At 72.0% G+C, this 14,081-nt stretch carries 13 protein-coding genes; 7 read left to right on the forward strand and 6 right to left on the reverse strand.

Going from position 1 to position 14,081, the window contains the following annotated elements; genetic code table 11:
- The first annotated feature begins 219 nt into the window (after window positions 1-219).
- Window positions 220-753, forward strand: coding sequence for an EF-hand domain-containing protein (locus ACH4F2_RS09595; RefSeq protein ID WP_398132132.1), 534 nt, complete (start codon window positions 220-222; stop codon window positions 751-753).
- A 149-nt stretch (window positions 754-902) separates the two neighbouring features.
- Here ACH4F2_RS09595 and ACH4F2_RS09600 read toward each other — a convergent pair whose 3' ends face one another.
- The 6 genes from ACH4F2_RS09600 to ACH4F2_RS09625 all read right to left on the reverse strand — a co-directional run bounded on the left by ACH4F2_RS09600 (window position 903) and on the right by ACH4F2_RS09625 (window position 6,608).
- A complete protein-coding gene (locus tag ACH4F2_RS09600; protein WP_398132133.1) occupies window positions 903-1,808 on the reverse strand; it encodes a class I SAM-dependent methyltransferase in 906 nt (301 codons plus the stop codon).
- An 80-nt stretch (window positions 1,809-1,888) separates the two neighbouring features.
- Window positions 1,889-2,992 (reverse strand): NAD(P)-dependent alcohol dehydrogenase, encoded by a 1,104-nt coding sequence (locus ACH4F2_RS09605; RefSeq protein ID WP_398132134.1) that lies wholly within the window; start codon window positions 2,990-2,992, stop codon window positions 1,889-1,891.
- Window positions 2,993-2,994: 2 nt separating this feature from the next.
- Window positions 2,995-4,398: an aldehyde dehydrogenase family protein gene (locus ACH4F2_RS09610; RefSeq protein WP_398132135.1), complete on the reverse strand. Its 1,404-nt coding sequence runs from the start codon at window positions 4,396-4,398 to the stop codon at window positions 2,995-2,997.
- An 8-nt stretch (window positions 4,399-4,406) separates the two neighbouring features.
- Complete coding sequence (locus ACH4F2_RS09615) at window positions 4,407-5,162, reverse strand: (5-formylfuran-3-yl)methyl phosphate synthase (RefSeq protein WP_398132136.1); 756 nt, start codon at window positions 5,160-5,162, stop codon at window positions 4,407-4,409.
- Window positions 5,163-5,492: 330 nt separating this feature from the next.
- A complete protein-coding gene (locus tag ACH4F2_RS09620; protein WP_398132137.1) occupies window positions 5,493-6,368 on the reverse strand; it encodes a glutathione S-transferase C-terminal domain-containing protein in 876 nt (291 codons plus the stop codon).
- 90 nt (window positions 6,369-6,458) lie between these two features.
- On the reverse strand, window positions 6,459-6,608 hold the full coding sequence (locus ACH4F2_RS09625) for a hypothetical protein (protein ID WP_398132138.1): 150 nt from the start codon (window positions 6,606-6,608) through the stop codon (window positions 6,459-6,461).
- Between the two features lie 468 nt (window positions 6,609-7,076).
- Between ACH4F2_RS09625 and ACH4F2_RS09630 the strand changes: the two genes are divergently transcribed.
- Genes ACH4F2_RS09630 through ACH4F2_RS09655 form a run of 6 tightly spaced genes read left to right on the forward strand, consistent with a single transcriptional unit; the run spans window position 7,077 to window position 13,942 of the window.
- Window positions 7,077-7,865, forward strand: coding sequence for a GntR family transcriptional regulator (locus tag ACH4F2_RS09630; protein ID WP_398132139.1), 789 nt, complete (start codon window positions 7,077-7,079; stop codon window positions 7,863-7,865).
- A gap of 51 nt (window positions 7,866-7,916) precedes the next feature.
- Window positions 7,917-8,144 carry a ferredoxin family protein gene (locus ACH4F2_RS09635; protein ID WP_398132140.1) on the forward strand — a complete coding sequence of 76 codons (228 nt, stop codon included), beginning with the start codon at window positions 7,917-7,919 and terminating at the stop codon, window positions 8,142-8,144.
- Window positions 8,145-8,180: 36 nt separating this feature from the next.
- Window positions 8,181-9,524, forward strand: a complete 1,344-nt coding sequence (locus ACH4F2_RS09640) for an ABC transporter substrate-binding protein (RefSeq protein WP_398132141.1) — start codon at window positions 8,181-8,183, stop codon at window positions 9,522-9,524.
- The gene (locus tag ACH4F2_RS09645; RefSeq protein ID WP_398132142.1) at window positions 9,521-10,405 is read left to right on the forward strand and encodes an ABC transporter permease; all 885 of its coding nucleotides are present in this window, start codon (window positions 9,521-9,523) and stop codon (window positions 10,403-10,405) included. The genes ACH4F2_RS09640 and ACH4F2_RS09645 overlap by 4 nt, the downstream gene beginning before the upstream one ends.
- Window positions 10,389-11,156, forward strand: a complete 768-nt coding sequence (locus tag ACH4F2_RS09650; RefSeq protein WP_398132143.1) for an ABC transporter ATP-binding protein — start codon at window positions 10,389-10,391, stop codon at window positions 11,154-11,156. The genes ACH4F2_RS09645 and ACH4F2_RS09650 overlap by 17 nt, the downstream gene beginning before the upstream one ends.
- Window positions 11,153-13,942, forward strand: coding sequence for a fumarate reductase/succinate dehydrogenase flavoprotein subunit (locus ACH4F2_RS09655; protein WP_398132144.1), 2,790 nt, complete (start codon window positions 11,153-11,155; stop codon window positions 13,940-13,942). Before ACH4F2_RS09650 ends, ACH4F2_RS09655 begins: the two co-directional genes overlap by 4 nt.
- Window positions 13,943-14,081 lie beyond the last annotated feature (139 nt).

Consider the following 14,081-nt stretch of genomic DNA (forward strand, 5'->3'; position numbering starts at 1 on the left):
CTTGCCGAGGAGCGACAGGCAAGGCATCCGACTTGTCACACACGCTCAAATGACCACCCTTCTGTCACCGGAAGCGAAGATCGAGCGCATGTGATGCTTTACCGCTGTTTCTATGGGACATGGCCGCTACACGTGCAGGGCGTGTCCCCGCACGGTCGGGTAGAGGCACTCATTGGGCCAGGCCCGCGATCGTCGGGTCGTAGCAGACAGGTGATGGACATGCGAGATGAGGCCGCCAAGCGGGTCGAGCTGGTCTTCTCCCTCTTCGACGCCAACGGCAACGGAGTCATCGACTCCGCCGACTTCGACCTGATGACCGGCCGTGTCCTGGAAGCAGCGGCCGCGTCGGACGACGGCGCCAAGGCCGCCATCCGGGCCGCGTTCCGCCGCTACTGGACGACGCTGGCCACCGAATTGGACGCCGACGGCGACGGCGTGATCACCGTGGACGAGTTCCGTCCGTTCGTCCTCGACCCCGAACGCTTCGGCCCCACCATCACCGAGTTCGCTCAGGCGCTCTCCGCTCTCGGCGACCCCGACGGGGACGGACTGATCGAGCGCCCCCTCTTCGTCTCGCTGATGAAGGCGATCGGCTTCGAGGAGGCGAACATTCACGCGCTCTTCGACGCCTTCGGTCCGGACGCCGCGGACCACATCACCGTGGCCACGTGGGCCGTCGGTATCGAGGAGTACTACGCGCCGGACATGGCTGGGATCCCAGGCGACCATCTGGTGGCTGCCCGGGCTGTCTGACACCGTCCGTCAGCGGCATCCCCGGGCGTGGGCGGCAAGCACTGGGACACGACCGTCCTGCATCCGATCGGGACACGTCCCTCCGAGCGGGGCCTGCGACAGGTCCCGCTCTCCGCCGCGTGCGGACGTCGTCGTGAGCGCAGCGGACGTCATTGCCGGGGCTTGCGTGCGAAGACCCACCGGTTACCCTCCAGCGCGTCGTTCGGCTCGGGGAGGGGGCCACGTCCGTACCGGCGGGTGAAGTCGAAGGGCGTGTACATCGAGGTGGACCAGCCCTTGGCCGCCAGGTCACCCGCGGAGTCGGGTCGTGGCCCCTTGTCGAAGAGAAGGAGCAGGTCGATGCCGATCTGCTCTCGCGTCGCCGTATAGATCGCGCTGTCGCGGTATGCCATCAGGTCCTTCTCCAGCTTGGCCTCGAAGGCCAGAGCGCTGCCCCCGGTGGTCAGCCTGTCCACCGTGTCGACGAGGGACGTCTCGGCGGGGCCCGGCAGGTAGAAGAGGAGTCCCTCGGCCAGCCAGACGCTCGGTGCGGCCGGGTCGAACCCGACCGCGGTCAGCGCGCCGGCCCAGTCCCCGCGCAGGTCGACCGGGACGGGGACGCGCTCCACCCTCAAAGTGGCCGCCAGATCCGTGAGCACCTGTTGCTTGAAGGCCAGTACGCCCGCCCGGTCGATCTCGAAGACCGCGCAGCCGGACGGCCAGTCCAGCCGGAAGGCGCGGGTGTCCAACCCCGCCCCCAGCAGGACCACCTGCCGGGGGCCCGTCCGCACCGACCGGAGCAGGAAGTCGTCGAGCACCCTGGTCCGCAGGCCGAAGTAGCGTGCGAACCGCCCCCACAGTGGGTTGCCGTCCCCGTCGAGGGCCTGCTGAACGCGCACCGGCCAGTCCGCGCACGCCGGGGCGGCGCGCACGAAGTGTTCCGCGTAGGCGTCCTGGGCCAGGCTGTCGTCGCGGTGGGTCTCGATCGCCCGTGCCGCGGCGACCAGGAAGGCGGTCAGACCCACACCTCCGTTCACGCCTTCCACGTCCATGTGCTGTGGCGCCGTGCCGGTCATGTCTCCTCCGTTGACGGAAGTGGGACCGCGAGCTTCCTGCTCGTCGGATGCGGGCGAAACCGCGGTGCTGCGTGCCGTGCTCACCGGCTCCTTCCGTGGGGGAGCAGGACGGGTTTGACCACGAGGCCGGCGTCGCAGTCGCGCTCGGCCTCGTTGACGTCGGCCAGCGGGTAGGTGCGGATGAGCTGGTCGAAGGGGAAGCGTCCGGCCTGCCAGAGCCGGGTCAGCAGCGGTATCAGCAGTCCGGGAACGGCATCCCCTTCGCAGATGTGGCGGATGCTGCGGCCCCGGTCGAGCGTGCCCGGTTCGAGCGGCAGCGCGGTGTGGAGCCGTGCCACCAGGCCGAGGCTTCCGGTGGGGCGCAGTGCGCGGAGCACGTCGTTGATGAGAGGGGCGGAGGCGGTGGTGTCCAGCGCGTACTGCGCGCCGCCGCCCGTGAGCCGCCGGATCCGTTCGGCCATTCCGGACGTCCCGGTGGGCAGCGGGATCGCGCCGAACCGTTCGGCCAGTGCCAGCCGCCGGGGGTGCCGGTCCACGGCCACGGACTGCGCGCCGGCGGCGGTGGCCGCCATCACCGCGGCCAGGCCCACGGCGCCCGCGCCGAGAACGACGAGGGTGTCTCCCGGGCCGGCGGCGAAGGTGTTCAGCACGGCTCCGGCGCCGGTGAGGAAGCCGCAACCGAGCGGGCCGAGCAGTTCGACGGGCAGGGCGGGGTCGACCCGGACGGCGTTGCGGGCCGGGACGAGCGCGTACTCGGCGAAGGAGGACTGGCCGAACCACCGGGGTGCCAGTGCTGTCCCGGCCGCGTCGGTGAGCCGCGGCGCGTCCTCCTCGCGGCCCCCGAAGAGGTTGAGGGAGGCGAAGGAGTCGCAGTAGGCGGGGGCCGCGCCGCGGCAGTTGCGACAGTGCCCGCAGGAGTCGAAGCTCAGTACCACGTGGTCACCGACGCCGATCGCGGTGTCCGCGCCGCCCGTCCGCACCACGACCCCGGCCCCTTCGTGGCCGAGCACCGCCGGCAGCGGGCTCCGGCCGGCCGATCGGCGTACCGCGAGATCGGTCCGGCACATCCCGCAGCCGGCGATCTCGACCAGGACCTCGCCGACGGCGGGTTCCGTCCGCAGGGCCACCTCCTCGACCGCGAACGGATCCTCGTACGAGCGCAGCACGGCCGCCTGGAACCTCACCGTCACGCCCCCCGCGGCCGGTGGACGACGAACGGGCGGAGGTTGCCGTACAGCCCCCACGGTCCGCCCGCCACGCCGACGCCGCTGTCCTTGACGCCCGCGAAGGGTTGGGCGAGGGACAGTTCGGCGTGGTGGTTGACCCAGGCCGTGCCGCATTCGAGCCGGTCGGCCACCGCCTCGGCCCGGTCGAGGTCGGTGCCCCACACGGAGCCGCCCAGTCCGAATCCGGTGCCGTTGGCGGCGTCGACGGCTTCGTCGAGGCTCCGGTACGGCAGTACCGGCAGCACCGGTCCGAACTGCTCCTCGGTCACCACCGGGCTGTCGGGCGGGACGTCGGTGAGGATCGTGGGGGCGAAGAAGCAGCCCGACCCGTCCAGCCGGTGGCCGCCGGCCGCCGCCCGCGCGCCGTCCGCCAGGGCTCGCCGCGTGATCTGCTCGACCCGGGCCAGCTGGGGGGCGTTGGAGACCGGTCCCAGCCTGGTGCCGGGGTCGAGGCCGGGCCCGACGGCGACGGCCTTGGCGCGCTCGGCGAGGGCTTCGACGACCTGGGCGTGGAGCCGGGCCGGGGCGTAGACGCGCTTGACTGCCATGCAGACCTGCCCGCAGTTGCGGAAGGCGGCCCAGAACAGCCGGTCCGCGATCCGGTCCACTTCGACGTCGTCCAGCAGGAGGGCGGCGTCGTTGCCGCCCAGTTCCAGGGTGACCCGGGCGAGCGAGGCCGCCGCCGCTTCGGAGACGGCCCGGCCGGTGGGTACCGATCCGGTGAAGGTGACGTGGCGGATGCCGGGGTGGGAGACCAGGTGGGCGCCGAGGGGCTCGCGGCCGGTGACGACGGTCAGCACGTCCTCGGGCAGGGCGGTGGCGAGGACGGACTCGAGCAGCCGGGTGGCGAGCGGCGTGAAGGGGGACGGTTTCAGGACCACGGTGTTGCCCGCCGCGAGCGCGGGCGCGAACTTCGCCGCCGCGAGCTGGAGGGGGAAGTTCCACGGCACGATCGCGGCGACGGGACCGAGGGATCGCCAGCGGACCTCGCTGTGCACGGGCCGGCCGTCGGTGATGCGCCGGGTCCTGGGGGCCAGGCCGGCGAAGTAGCGCAGGCGGGCCGCCGTCCGGGCGACCTCCGCGTGCGACTCGGCCAGGGGCTTGCCCTGTTCCCGGGTGACCAGCCGGGCGAGGTCGTCGCCGGCGGCCTCCACGGCGTCGGCCGCCGCGCACAACGCGGTGGTGCGGGCGCCGGGATCGGCGCGCCAGCCGTGCCAGGCCCGGCGGGACCGGTCAACGACAGCGTCCAGCACGTCCGGTTGCTGGTCGGGAGCCTCGTCGAAGACCGTTCCGGTGGCCGGATCGACGACGGCGAGACGCGCGGCCCGGTGCCCGGGGACGTGGTCGGGCTCGGAAGCCGGCATGGCGGCGGTCAGCTCGCGGCGGAGACGCCGGCCGCGTGCTCACGGGCGTGCCGGTCCATCTCGGCCCGGAAGGCGGCCACCAGGTGCGGCCGGATGCGTCCGGCGTTGCGGTCGCCGCCCTCGCAGACCGCTCCGCGCACCCCGACGATGTCCGTGCCGATGCGGGTCAGCGGGCCGAGGTCGGCCTGCTGGACACTGCCCGCGAGGGCGGCGAGCAGGCCGACGGCGTGGCTGCGGCGGACGAACTCGGCGCAGGTGTCCGGCGGAACGTGGTCGAACAGCCGCGTCCCGTCCTTGATCGCGGTGTCGAGCATGGCGGCGTCGGCGCCGGAGCGGGCGGCGATGTCGGGCAGGGCGAGCGGGTTGACGCAGCCGATCCGGTGGGCGTCGGCGTAACCGGAGGCGACGACGAGCGCTTCGGGACGGTGGTCCTTCACCGCCCGGACGACCGCGCGCATGACCGCGATGCCCTGCTCGGGCGTCGTGCATCCGTAGAGGCCGACCTTGATGTACGTAGCCCCCGAGACCACCGCGCCGAGCGCGGCCTGCGCCACGGTGCCGGGCTTGTACGGGACATCCCCCACGGTCGCGGACACCGGCTTGTCCGCCGGTACGGCGTCGCGGATCTCCCGGATGATCCACGGGAAGTTCGCGCCCAGAGAGCCCTCGTCGGGCTTCTTGACATCGACGATGTCGAGATGCTCCGCCGCCTTCACGCAATCGAGGGCCTCCTCGACACCGTCCGGGGAGATGAGAAGCAACACCGTGAACTCCTTCCGCCGCCGGCCCCCTGCCGCGGGACAGGAGACCGCGGATCATCTGGCTCATGCGCGGTGCGCTCATCATTTCCGTCACCTACGGGCACCGGCAGGGCGTACGGAGTGCCCATTGGGTGCTCATACCCGCACAGGAGTGCGCCGTACATAGCGGAGCAAAACGGCTTCATTCACGATGTTCCGCCCGCCCGGCCGGCGGACGCCCGCACAGGACGTACGCTCGAGCCGGACGGTTCACGTCGAGGGCCGACGTCTCGAGAGCGGTCGAATGCCTGCAGAAACCGCCTTGGGCCGGGGGCTCGCCCCCTGTTTTGCCGGTCAGCCGGGCTGACGCGTCGGCTCCGGTGCCGGATGGCGTGCGTACGCCGCCCAGTCCACGATCTGCATCGCCGCGCCGGCTGCCTCCTCTCCTCGGCAGTGGGCGTGGTGCCTTCGGGCGATGCCGTCCGGGTCGAGGTGGGCGCCGAAGGCGGGGTGCGCCGTCAGAGACTGCACGTACGCCCACAGGCGGGGGTGGACGGTGATGTCGTGCACGGCGGCGGCGTCCAGATGGTGACGGTGCACCGTGTCCAGCTGCACCAGTGCCGCCCACAACTGCACGTCGGCCAGGGTGAGTTCACCACCCAGCACGTGTTCCCGGGAACCGAGCCGCCACTCCAGCACGTCCAGCGCGCGCAGGAGAGTGGCCAGGGCGATCTCACGTGCCGCCGAGTCGCCTGCGGACTCGCCGGCGCGCTGGGCGGCCCAGGTGATGCCCCGCTCGCAGAGCCGTCCGACAGCCTCGATCGCCTCCTCGGCGCCGCGCGGATGGAGATCAGGGCCATGGCCACCGAACCGCCGGGCGAGGTCCCGCAGGATGTCGGGCGTGTGGGTGCTGACGATCCTGCCGGTCCAGTCATCGCTGAGGACCGGCGCCACCGCCGGGCCGGGGTGCAGGTGCGAGCTGGCCTCGTACAGCGGGCGCAGCGCAAGATACCCGCCGTCCGGCGCGTCGGGCACGGCGGGCAGCGGCGTCATGGGGAGGACGCCGTCGAGACCGAGCAGGCTGTGCGTGACGGCGATCTGCAGACAGTGCGGACACGACGGCGAGAGGTGGAGCCGGTAGCGGTGCGGCACAGCGTAGTAGCCGCTGCGCGCGTCGCAGCCGATCCTGTTCCGGAAGGACGGCACGGTTGTCGGGGATGAGGCGGGCATACGTCTCCCTCGAAGGGCTGGATCACGGGCAAACGACGGCTACGGCGCGCGACGGCTACGGCGCGGCCGAGCGGCAGGCACACGGGAGGGTCAGGCCGGGGCGGGGCCGCCGGCGTGCGGGGAACCTGCCGCACTGCACACACGTACGAGGTCGATGTGGCGGCGGGACGTCAGCAGGGGCAGCGGCCGGACGGCGACGCGGACCGCGTCGCTGCCGAGGTCCAGCACAGCGCCCTCCATGCTTCCCTACTAATTCACTAGGATCCCCGTAGTGGAGTGTCAGGCCGCGGCCGAGCCGAGTCAAGAGGCCCGCACACACCGCATCGGGACGTCTCACCACGTGAGGCAGGCGCGGGCCCATCGGTGCGGCCATGCCGCGCGGCCGGTCTCCCAGCGGCGAGCGATGCGCGGGCCGCTCCGGCGGCGCCGGTCTGCGAGGGGGCCGCGACGGGGCGCACGCTGAGCCGTACCGGAGAAGCGCCGGCCGACGGCCGTAGACACCGAGACCGACCGCCTGAGCACGCTTCACCTCCGGCCGGCACAGCGGACGGCGGCGGGCGCCGGCCCTCCCGTGCGGTGTCGGCACATCTGGCAGATCTTGCCTCCCCTCCCCCGAAATCCCAGGTCAGCGAAGTACTCGGCGATGCGTCAGGTGGCGCAACACTTCGGCAACACCACTATCCCTACTGGATCGGTATGGTTCCGCACATGCCACCCACCGACCGCATCCGAGACCACGCCGGCCAGGGCGCGCCCACCGTCGCCGCCCAGCGCACGCGGCGTCGGCTGCGCGCGGACCGGGCACGCCAGCTCGCCGACCTGCTGCGTCACCAGCTCCTCACCGGCGGCTTCCCGGCGGGCACCCTGCCGCACGAGTCGACCCTCGCCACCGAGTACCGGGCCTCGCGCAACACGGTCCGTCAGGCCCTCGACCTCCTCCGCGCCGAGGGCCTGGTGGAGCGCCTCCCCGGCGTCGGCACGGTGGTCGTCGCCCAGAAGTACCCCCATGGGCTCGACCGGCTGATGGGCCTCGCGGAGACCCTGCACGAACACGGCCGCGTCACCAACGAGGTCCGCACCATGGGCCCGGTCCCGGCCCCCGCCCCGGTCGCCGAGCGCCTCCACGTGGCACCCGGCACCGACGTCCTCTACATCGAACGCCTCCGCCACCTGAACGGACTCCCCCTGTCCCTGGACCTCACCTACATCCCCCTGGGGATCGGCACGTCCCTGCTCGGCTGCGACCTGGAGAACACCGACGTCTTCCGCCTCCTGGAGTCCGTCACGGGCCGGCGTCTGGGACACGCCGACATCACGCTGGAGGCGGTCAGCGCGGACGCCCACTCCGCCGCCGTGCTCCAGGCCCCGCGCGGCACGGCCGTCCTGATGCTGGAACGCCTCACGCACCTTGCCGACGGACGCCCCGTGGACCTGGAGTTCATCCGCTTCCGCGGCGACCGCATCACGATGAGCGGCCTGCTGCACCGCTCCCTCTGACAACGCCCTCTCCCTCAGCAGAACCACAGCGCGACATTCCTGGAGACAGCCATGCCCTTGGTGCCCCAGCGGGCCGACGTGCCCGTGACCATCGACGAGTCGAAGTGCATCGACGGCTGCACGCTCTGCGTGGACATGTGCCCGCTGGATTCCCTCGCCATCGACACCGAGAGCGGCAAGGCCTACATGCACGTCGACGAGTGCTGGTACTGCGGACCGTGCGCGGCCCGCTGTCCCACCGGAGCCGTCACGGTCAACATGCCCTACTTGCTCCGCTGATCCCCTCGACCTGCTCCGGTGAAAGGCCGAATCACCATGAAACGCACGGCAGTCGCGGTATCCGCGATCGTCCTTCTGCTCCCGCTCAGCGCCTGCGGCGGTGATGCCGCGGCCGGCAACGGCTCCACGGTCACCGTCACCGTCGGCTACCAGTCCAAGACCATCAACACGGTCACGGCCGGCACCCTGCTCCGCTCGCTCGGCTTCTTCGAGAAACAGCTGAACGCACTCGGCGACGGCGTCACCTACAAGGTCGTCTGGCAGGACTACGCCACGGGCGCCCCCATCACCGCCCAGATGACCGCCGGAAAGATCGACATCGGCTCGATGGGCGACTTCCCGCTGCTCATCAACGCGGCCCGCGGCAAGCAGCTCAACCGTCCCACTCACCTGGTCTCGGTCACCGGCTACAACCTGCGCGGGGGCCTGAACACCATCGTCACGGCTTCGGACTCCGAGCTCACCTCCCTGAAGGACCTCAAGGGCAAGAAGATCTCCACGAGCGTCGGCTCTGCCGCGGACGGTACACTCGTGCGGGCTCTGCAACGCGCCGGCATCGACCCGGACGACGACATCCAGAAGCTCAACCAGCAGCCCGCCGTGGGCGCTTCGGCGCTGTCCGCGGGGAGCGCGGACGCGCTGTCGCAGTTCGTCGCCTGGCCGGGGCTGCTGGCCCACCAGGGCAAGGCGAAGGCGTTGTACGACGGCGCCCAGCTGAACCTGCCCACCTTCCACGGCGTCACCGCACGCGAGGACTTCGCCGAGGACCGGCCGGCCGTCCTCGATGCCTTCCTGAAGGCCCAGGCACAGGCCACCGACTATCTCAACGCCCACCCCGTCACCGCGGCCGAGGAGGTAGCCGAGGCCACCGGTCTGCCCGCCGAGGTCGTCCACCTCTACAACGGTGCCCACGGCGTCGCCACCTTCGACCCGGCGATCAAACCCCAGTTCGTCTCCGCTCTGAAGCAGGACGTGGAGATCCTGAAGTCCGCGAAGCTGACCGGCGACGTGGATGTGGACTCCTTCGTCGACGACCGGTACGTGAAGAAGGCCCTGGGGGCGTCCTACGCCGAGCGGCTCGCCGCCACACCCCCGCCCGCCGTGGGTGAGGTGTGGCCGAAGGGCTCCGAGCGGACGCGTACCTTCGCGTCACCGGCCGCACTGCTGAGGCATGTGGCCGCCCACCGCGACACCGTCCGCGCCGCCTACGTCCCCGACGCCACCACCGGCACCCCCTGGTTCGCCGACAAGGCGGTGTGGGTGGCCGACGGCGAGAAGCTTCTGCCGTTCGTCGCCCCGGCAACCGCGCTGGCCTACGTCGACCGGCACGACGGGGCGCGTGTCATCACCTACGCCGACGCCCTGGAGCGTGCGTCGTGAGCCGGCTCGCCCCACCAGCCGCCCGGTACGCGCTGCGGGCGGCCGCCCTCGCCGCGGCCCTCGGCCTGTGGCAGCTCCTGACCAGCAGGGACGTCGACCTGTGGCTGCGCTTCTCACAGTTCCCCACGGTCACCGACGTCGCCCGCGCCTTCACCGACCGCCTCGCCGGGGCCGACTACTGGACGGACCTCACCGACAGCCTGACCCGCATCCTCAGCGGCTTCCTGCTGGCGGCGGTGCTGGGTGTGGCAGGGGGCGTGCTCACCGCACGCTCCCGACTGGCCGAGGACCTGCTGGGTCCGCTGCTGGAGGTCGTCCGCCCGATACCGGCGATCGCCCTGGTCCCCGTCGCGATCCTCCTGTTCCCCTCCAACGAACAGGGCGTCGTCTTCATCACCTTCACCGCCGCCTTCTTCCCGGTCCTGGTCTCCACCCGGCACGCCGTCCGTGCGCTGACGCCCGTGTGGGAGGAGGCCGTGCTGACGATGGGCGGTGGCCGGTGGCGCATCCTCGGCTCGGTCGTCCTGCCGGGGGCCCTGCCCGGCGTCTTCAGCGGCCTGTCGGTCGGCATCGGCGTCTCGTGGATCTGCGTGATCTCCGCCGAGATGATCTCCGGTCAGTACGGCGTCGGATACCGCACCTGGCAGGACTACACGATCGTCGACTACCCGGGCGTCTTCGTCGGCATGGTCACGATCGGCGTCCTCGGCTGGCTCACCTCCATGGCGGTGGAACTGCTGGGCCGCCGCCTGACCCGCTGGCTGCCGCGCACGTCCTATGTGCCCGGCCCGCGCGTCCAGCGGCGGACGCGCGAAGCTCCCTCCTCCGCACCGGTCGGCCCCAGGCTCAAGGAGGACGTGTCTCATGAGCAGCTCGTCTGACGTCCCTTCACCGTCCCGCACCGGCACCCGCCTCGCCCTGCACGACGCCGCGATCGGACGCCCCGGCGTGCCCGCGCTGGACAGGGTCGACCTCGACGTGGCCCCCGGAGAGATCCTGACCGTCGTCGGCTCCTCCGGCTGTGGCAAGTCGACCCTCCTGCGCACCCTGGCCGGCCTCCTGCCCCTGCTCTCCGGGGAGATCACGCAGGACGGACGCCCCTTGACCGCCCCGTCCGCCGAACGCGCCCTCGTGTTCCAGGAGGACGCCCTGCTCCCCTGGCGCACCCTGCGCGCGAACGTCGAACTCCCTCTCGCCATCAAAGGGTTGTCCCGCGCCGACCGCCGCATCCACGCCGAGGCGTGGCTCGAGCGGGTCGGACTCGCCGAGCACGCGCGGCGGTGGCCGCACCGCGTCTCAGGTGGCCAGCGTCAGCGCGCGCAACTGGCCCGTGCCCTGGCCGCCGGCCCCCGTGCCGTCCTGATGGACGAACCGTTCGGCGCCCTCGACGCCCAGACCCGTGCCGGCATGCAGGACCTGCTGGTGGACGTGCTGCGCGGCACGGGCGCCACCGTCGTCTTCGTCACCCACGACGTGGACGAGGCCCTCTTCCTCGGCGACCGCGTCGCCCTCCTGGGCGCGGGCCGCCTCATCGCCGTACGGGACGTACCGCGCCCGCGCGAGCGCGCCACCCACGACGATCCGGCGCGTCTCGCCCTGCGGCGCGAAGTCCTCACGTCACTCGGTTCTTGAAAGGCTCCCTGGTGGACACCCCCTTGCAGATCCCGGCCCTCACCGACGCCGACGAGATCGTCTGTGACGTCCTCGTCATCGGCGGCGGCACCGCCGGCACCATGGCGGCCCTGACCGCCGCCGAACACGGCGCGGACGTCCTGCTGCTGGAGAAGGCGCACGTACGCCACTCCGGCGCACTGGCCATGGGCATGGACGGCGTCAACAACGCGGTCGTTCCCGGCCGCGCCGAGCCCGACGACTACGTCGCCGAGATCACCCGCGCCAACGACGGCATCGTCGACCAGTCCACCGTCCGCCAGACCGCCACCCGCGGCTTCGCCATGGTCCAGCGGCTGGAGTCCTACGGAGTGAAGTTCGAGAAGGACGAGCACGGCGAGTACGCCGTGCGCCAGGTCCACCGGTCCGGTTCCTACGTGCTGCCGATGCCCGAGGGCAAGGACGTCAAGAAGGTCCTGTACCGGCAGCTGCGGCGGCGCGAGATGCGGGAGCGGATCCGGATCGAGAACCGCGTGATGCCGGTCCGCGTACTCACAGCGCAAGGGCGTGCCGTGGGCGCGGTGGGACTCCACACCCGCACGGGCGCCTTCGTCACCGTCCGCGCGGGCGCGGTGATCCTGGCGACCGGCGCCTGCGGCCGCCTCGGCCTGCCCGCCTCCGGCTACCTCTACGGCACGTACGAGAACCCCACCAACGCGGGCGACGGCTACGCCATGGCGTATCACGCGGGCGCCGAGCTGACCGGCATCGAGTGCTTCCAGATCAACCCGCTGATCAAGGACTACAACGGTCCCGCCTGTGCCTACGTCGCCAACCCCTTCGGCGGCTACCAGGTCAACCGGCACGGCGAACGCTTCGTCGACTCCGACTACTGGTCGGGCCAGATGATGGCGGAGTTCTCGGAGGAGGTCGCGAGCGACCGGGGCCCGGTCTACCTGAAGCTGAGCCACCTCCCGGAGGAGTCGGTCTCGGCCCTGGAGTCGATCCTCCACTCGACGGAGCGCCCGACCCGTGGCACCTTCCACGCGGGCCGCGGCCACGACTACCGCACCCATGACGTCGAGATGCACATCTCCGAGATCGGTCTGTGCGGCGGCCACTCGGCCTCGGGTGTACGGGTCGACGACCACGCCCGTACGACCGTCCCCCGCCTGTACGCCGCAGGGGACCTGGCCTGTGTTCCGCACAACTACATGATCGGCGCGTTCGTCTTCGGGGACCTGGCGGGCGCCGACGCCTCCCAGTACACGCCGTACGAAGGGGAATTGCCCCTCGACCAGCTTCGGGAGGCGCACGAGCTGATCTACCGCCCGCTGCGCAACCCCGACGGTCCGCCGCAGCCCCAGGTCGAGTACAAGCTGCGCCGCTTCGTGAACGACTACGTGGCCCCGCCGAAGTCCGGCGCCCGGCTGTCGCTGGCTCTGGAGGCGTTCGAACGGATGCGCGTCGACATCGCCGCGATGGGCGCCCGCACCCCGCACGAGCTGATGCGCTGCGCGGAGGTGAGCTTCATCCGCGACTGCGCGGAGATGGCCGCGCGGGCCTCCTTGGCCCGCACGGAGTCCCGCTGGGGCCTCTACCACGATCGTCTCGACCACCCCCACCGTGACGACGCGTCCTGGTTCATCCATCTCGACTTGCGCAAGTCCCCCACCGGTGCGATGGAGTTCACGGCGCGTCCCGTGGCTCCCTATCTGGTTCCGGTCGACGGTCTCACCGCGGCCGGCGGGCCCTCCCGCCACCTCGGCGAGGTACACCCGGAACAGGTGGCGACCGCCGGGGCCCGGGAGGCGGCGCCGGTGGCGACACGGCAGGAGCCCGCGCCGACCGATGCGACCGCCCGCCCCGGTCCCGACACGGACGCGCCGGCCACACCGCGCCTGCTCGAACTGCTCTCCCTCGCGGAGGACGAGCCCCGCCTCTCCGCCCTCACCCCATACCTGAACGACCCCGAGCCCACCGTTCGCCGGACGGCCGTCACCGTGCTGACGGAGACGGTGCCGCCGGGCACCGGGCCGGCACTGGCCGCCTCGCTCGGCGACCCCGACGCCGGCGTCCGCGCCGCCGCGGCCGCCTCCCTGCGTGAACTGGTCGAGACGCTGGACCCTGAACCGGCCCTGCGCGACGGCCTCGTCACCGCCCTGTCCGAAGCCGACCCCGCCTCCCGTGCCGCCGCACTCGACGTCCTGCGTGCCCTGCGCCTCGGTGACACCGGACTGTTCACGGGCTTCCTGGCGGACGCGGACATCGCCGTGCGTATCGCGGCCGTACGGGCCCTCGTGTCGGTCGACGCCGCCGGGGAACTGGCCCGCGCGGCGATCGCCGACCCGTCCCGCGAGGTCCGCGTCACCATCGCCAAGGCCCTGGCCACCGTGACCGCGGGGCTGCCTGACGGCACCTTGTCGGCCGGCCCCGGACCCGACATGGTCCTCTCGGCTCTCACCGGGCTCAGCGACGATCCCGACGCCCTGGTGCGTGCGGCCGCCTACGAGGCACTGGCCACGACCGGCTGCCCGGCACCGCTGGCCGCACGCGCGCAGGCAGCCCTGTCCGACCCGGCCTGGCAGGTCCGGGCAGGGGCCACCGCCGCCCTCTCCCTCGCGGCCCCCGACCTCGCCGTACCCGCCCTCGCCAAGGCCCTCTCCGACCCCAACGCCGACGTCCGCAAGGCCGCCGTGACGGCACTGACCAGGCACCGTGCCGCCGAGAGCGCCCGAGCGGCCCTGGTCACGGCGATGACGGACCCGGACGCGGATGTCAGGGCCTACGCGGGCCGGGCAGTATGACCGAACCGGTGCGTCGTCACCCGACGGGCGCGCGCTGGGCATCGGGGCTCCGGGACGGCAACGTGCCCCGTGGACGGCCGGCCTCTCAGAGTGTGAGATCTTCCCTACTTTTCCTACGGAGTTACTAGGGAAACCTTGA

The sequence above is a fragment of the Streptomyces sp. NPDC017890 genome (assembly GCF_044328675.1).
Lineage (GTDB): Bacteria > Actinomycetota > Actinomycetes > Streptomycetales > Streptomycetaceae > Streptomyces.

Bases quoted from the DNA above. Each gene is read 5' to 3' on its own strand.
- ACH4F2_RS09595 (WP_398132132.1), top strand. From the start codon at position 220: ATGCGAGATGAGGCCGCCAAGCGGGTCGAGCTGGTCTTCTCCCTCTTC.
- ACH4F2_RS09600 (WP_398132133.1), bottom strand. From the start codon at position 1,808: ATGACCGGCACGGCGCCACAGCACATGGACGTGGAAGGCGTGAACGGA.
- ACH4F2_RS09610 (WP_398132135.1), bottom strand. From the start codon at position 4,398: ATGCCGGCTTCCGAGCCCGACCACGTCCCCGGGCACCGGGCCGCGCGT.
- ACH4F2_RS09620 (WP_398132137.1), bottom strand. From the start codon at position 6,368: ATGCCCGCCTCATCCCCGACAACCGTGCCGTCCTTCCGGAACAGGATC.
- ACH4F2_RS09625 (WP_398132138.1), bottom strand. From the start codon at position 6,608: ATGGAGGGCGCTGTGCTGGACCTCGGCAGCGACGCGGTCCGCGTCGCC.
- ACH4F2_RS09630 (WP_398132139.1), top strand. From the start codon at position 7,077: ATGCCACCCACCGACCGCATCCGAGACCACGCCGGCCAGGGCGCGCCC.
- ACH4F2_RS09635 (WP_398132140.1), top strand. From the start codon at position 7,917: ATGCCCTTGGTGCCCCAGCGGGCCGACGTGCCCGTGACCATCGACGAG.
- ACH4F2_RS09640 (WP_398132141.1), top strand. From the start codon at position 8,181: ATGAAACGCACGGCAGTCGCGGTATCCGCGATCGTCCTTCTGCTCCCG.
- ACH4F2_RS09650 (WP_398132143.1), top strand. From the start codon at position 10,389: ATGAGCAGCTCGTCTGACGTCCCTTCACCGTCCCGCACCGGCACCCGC.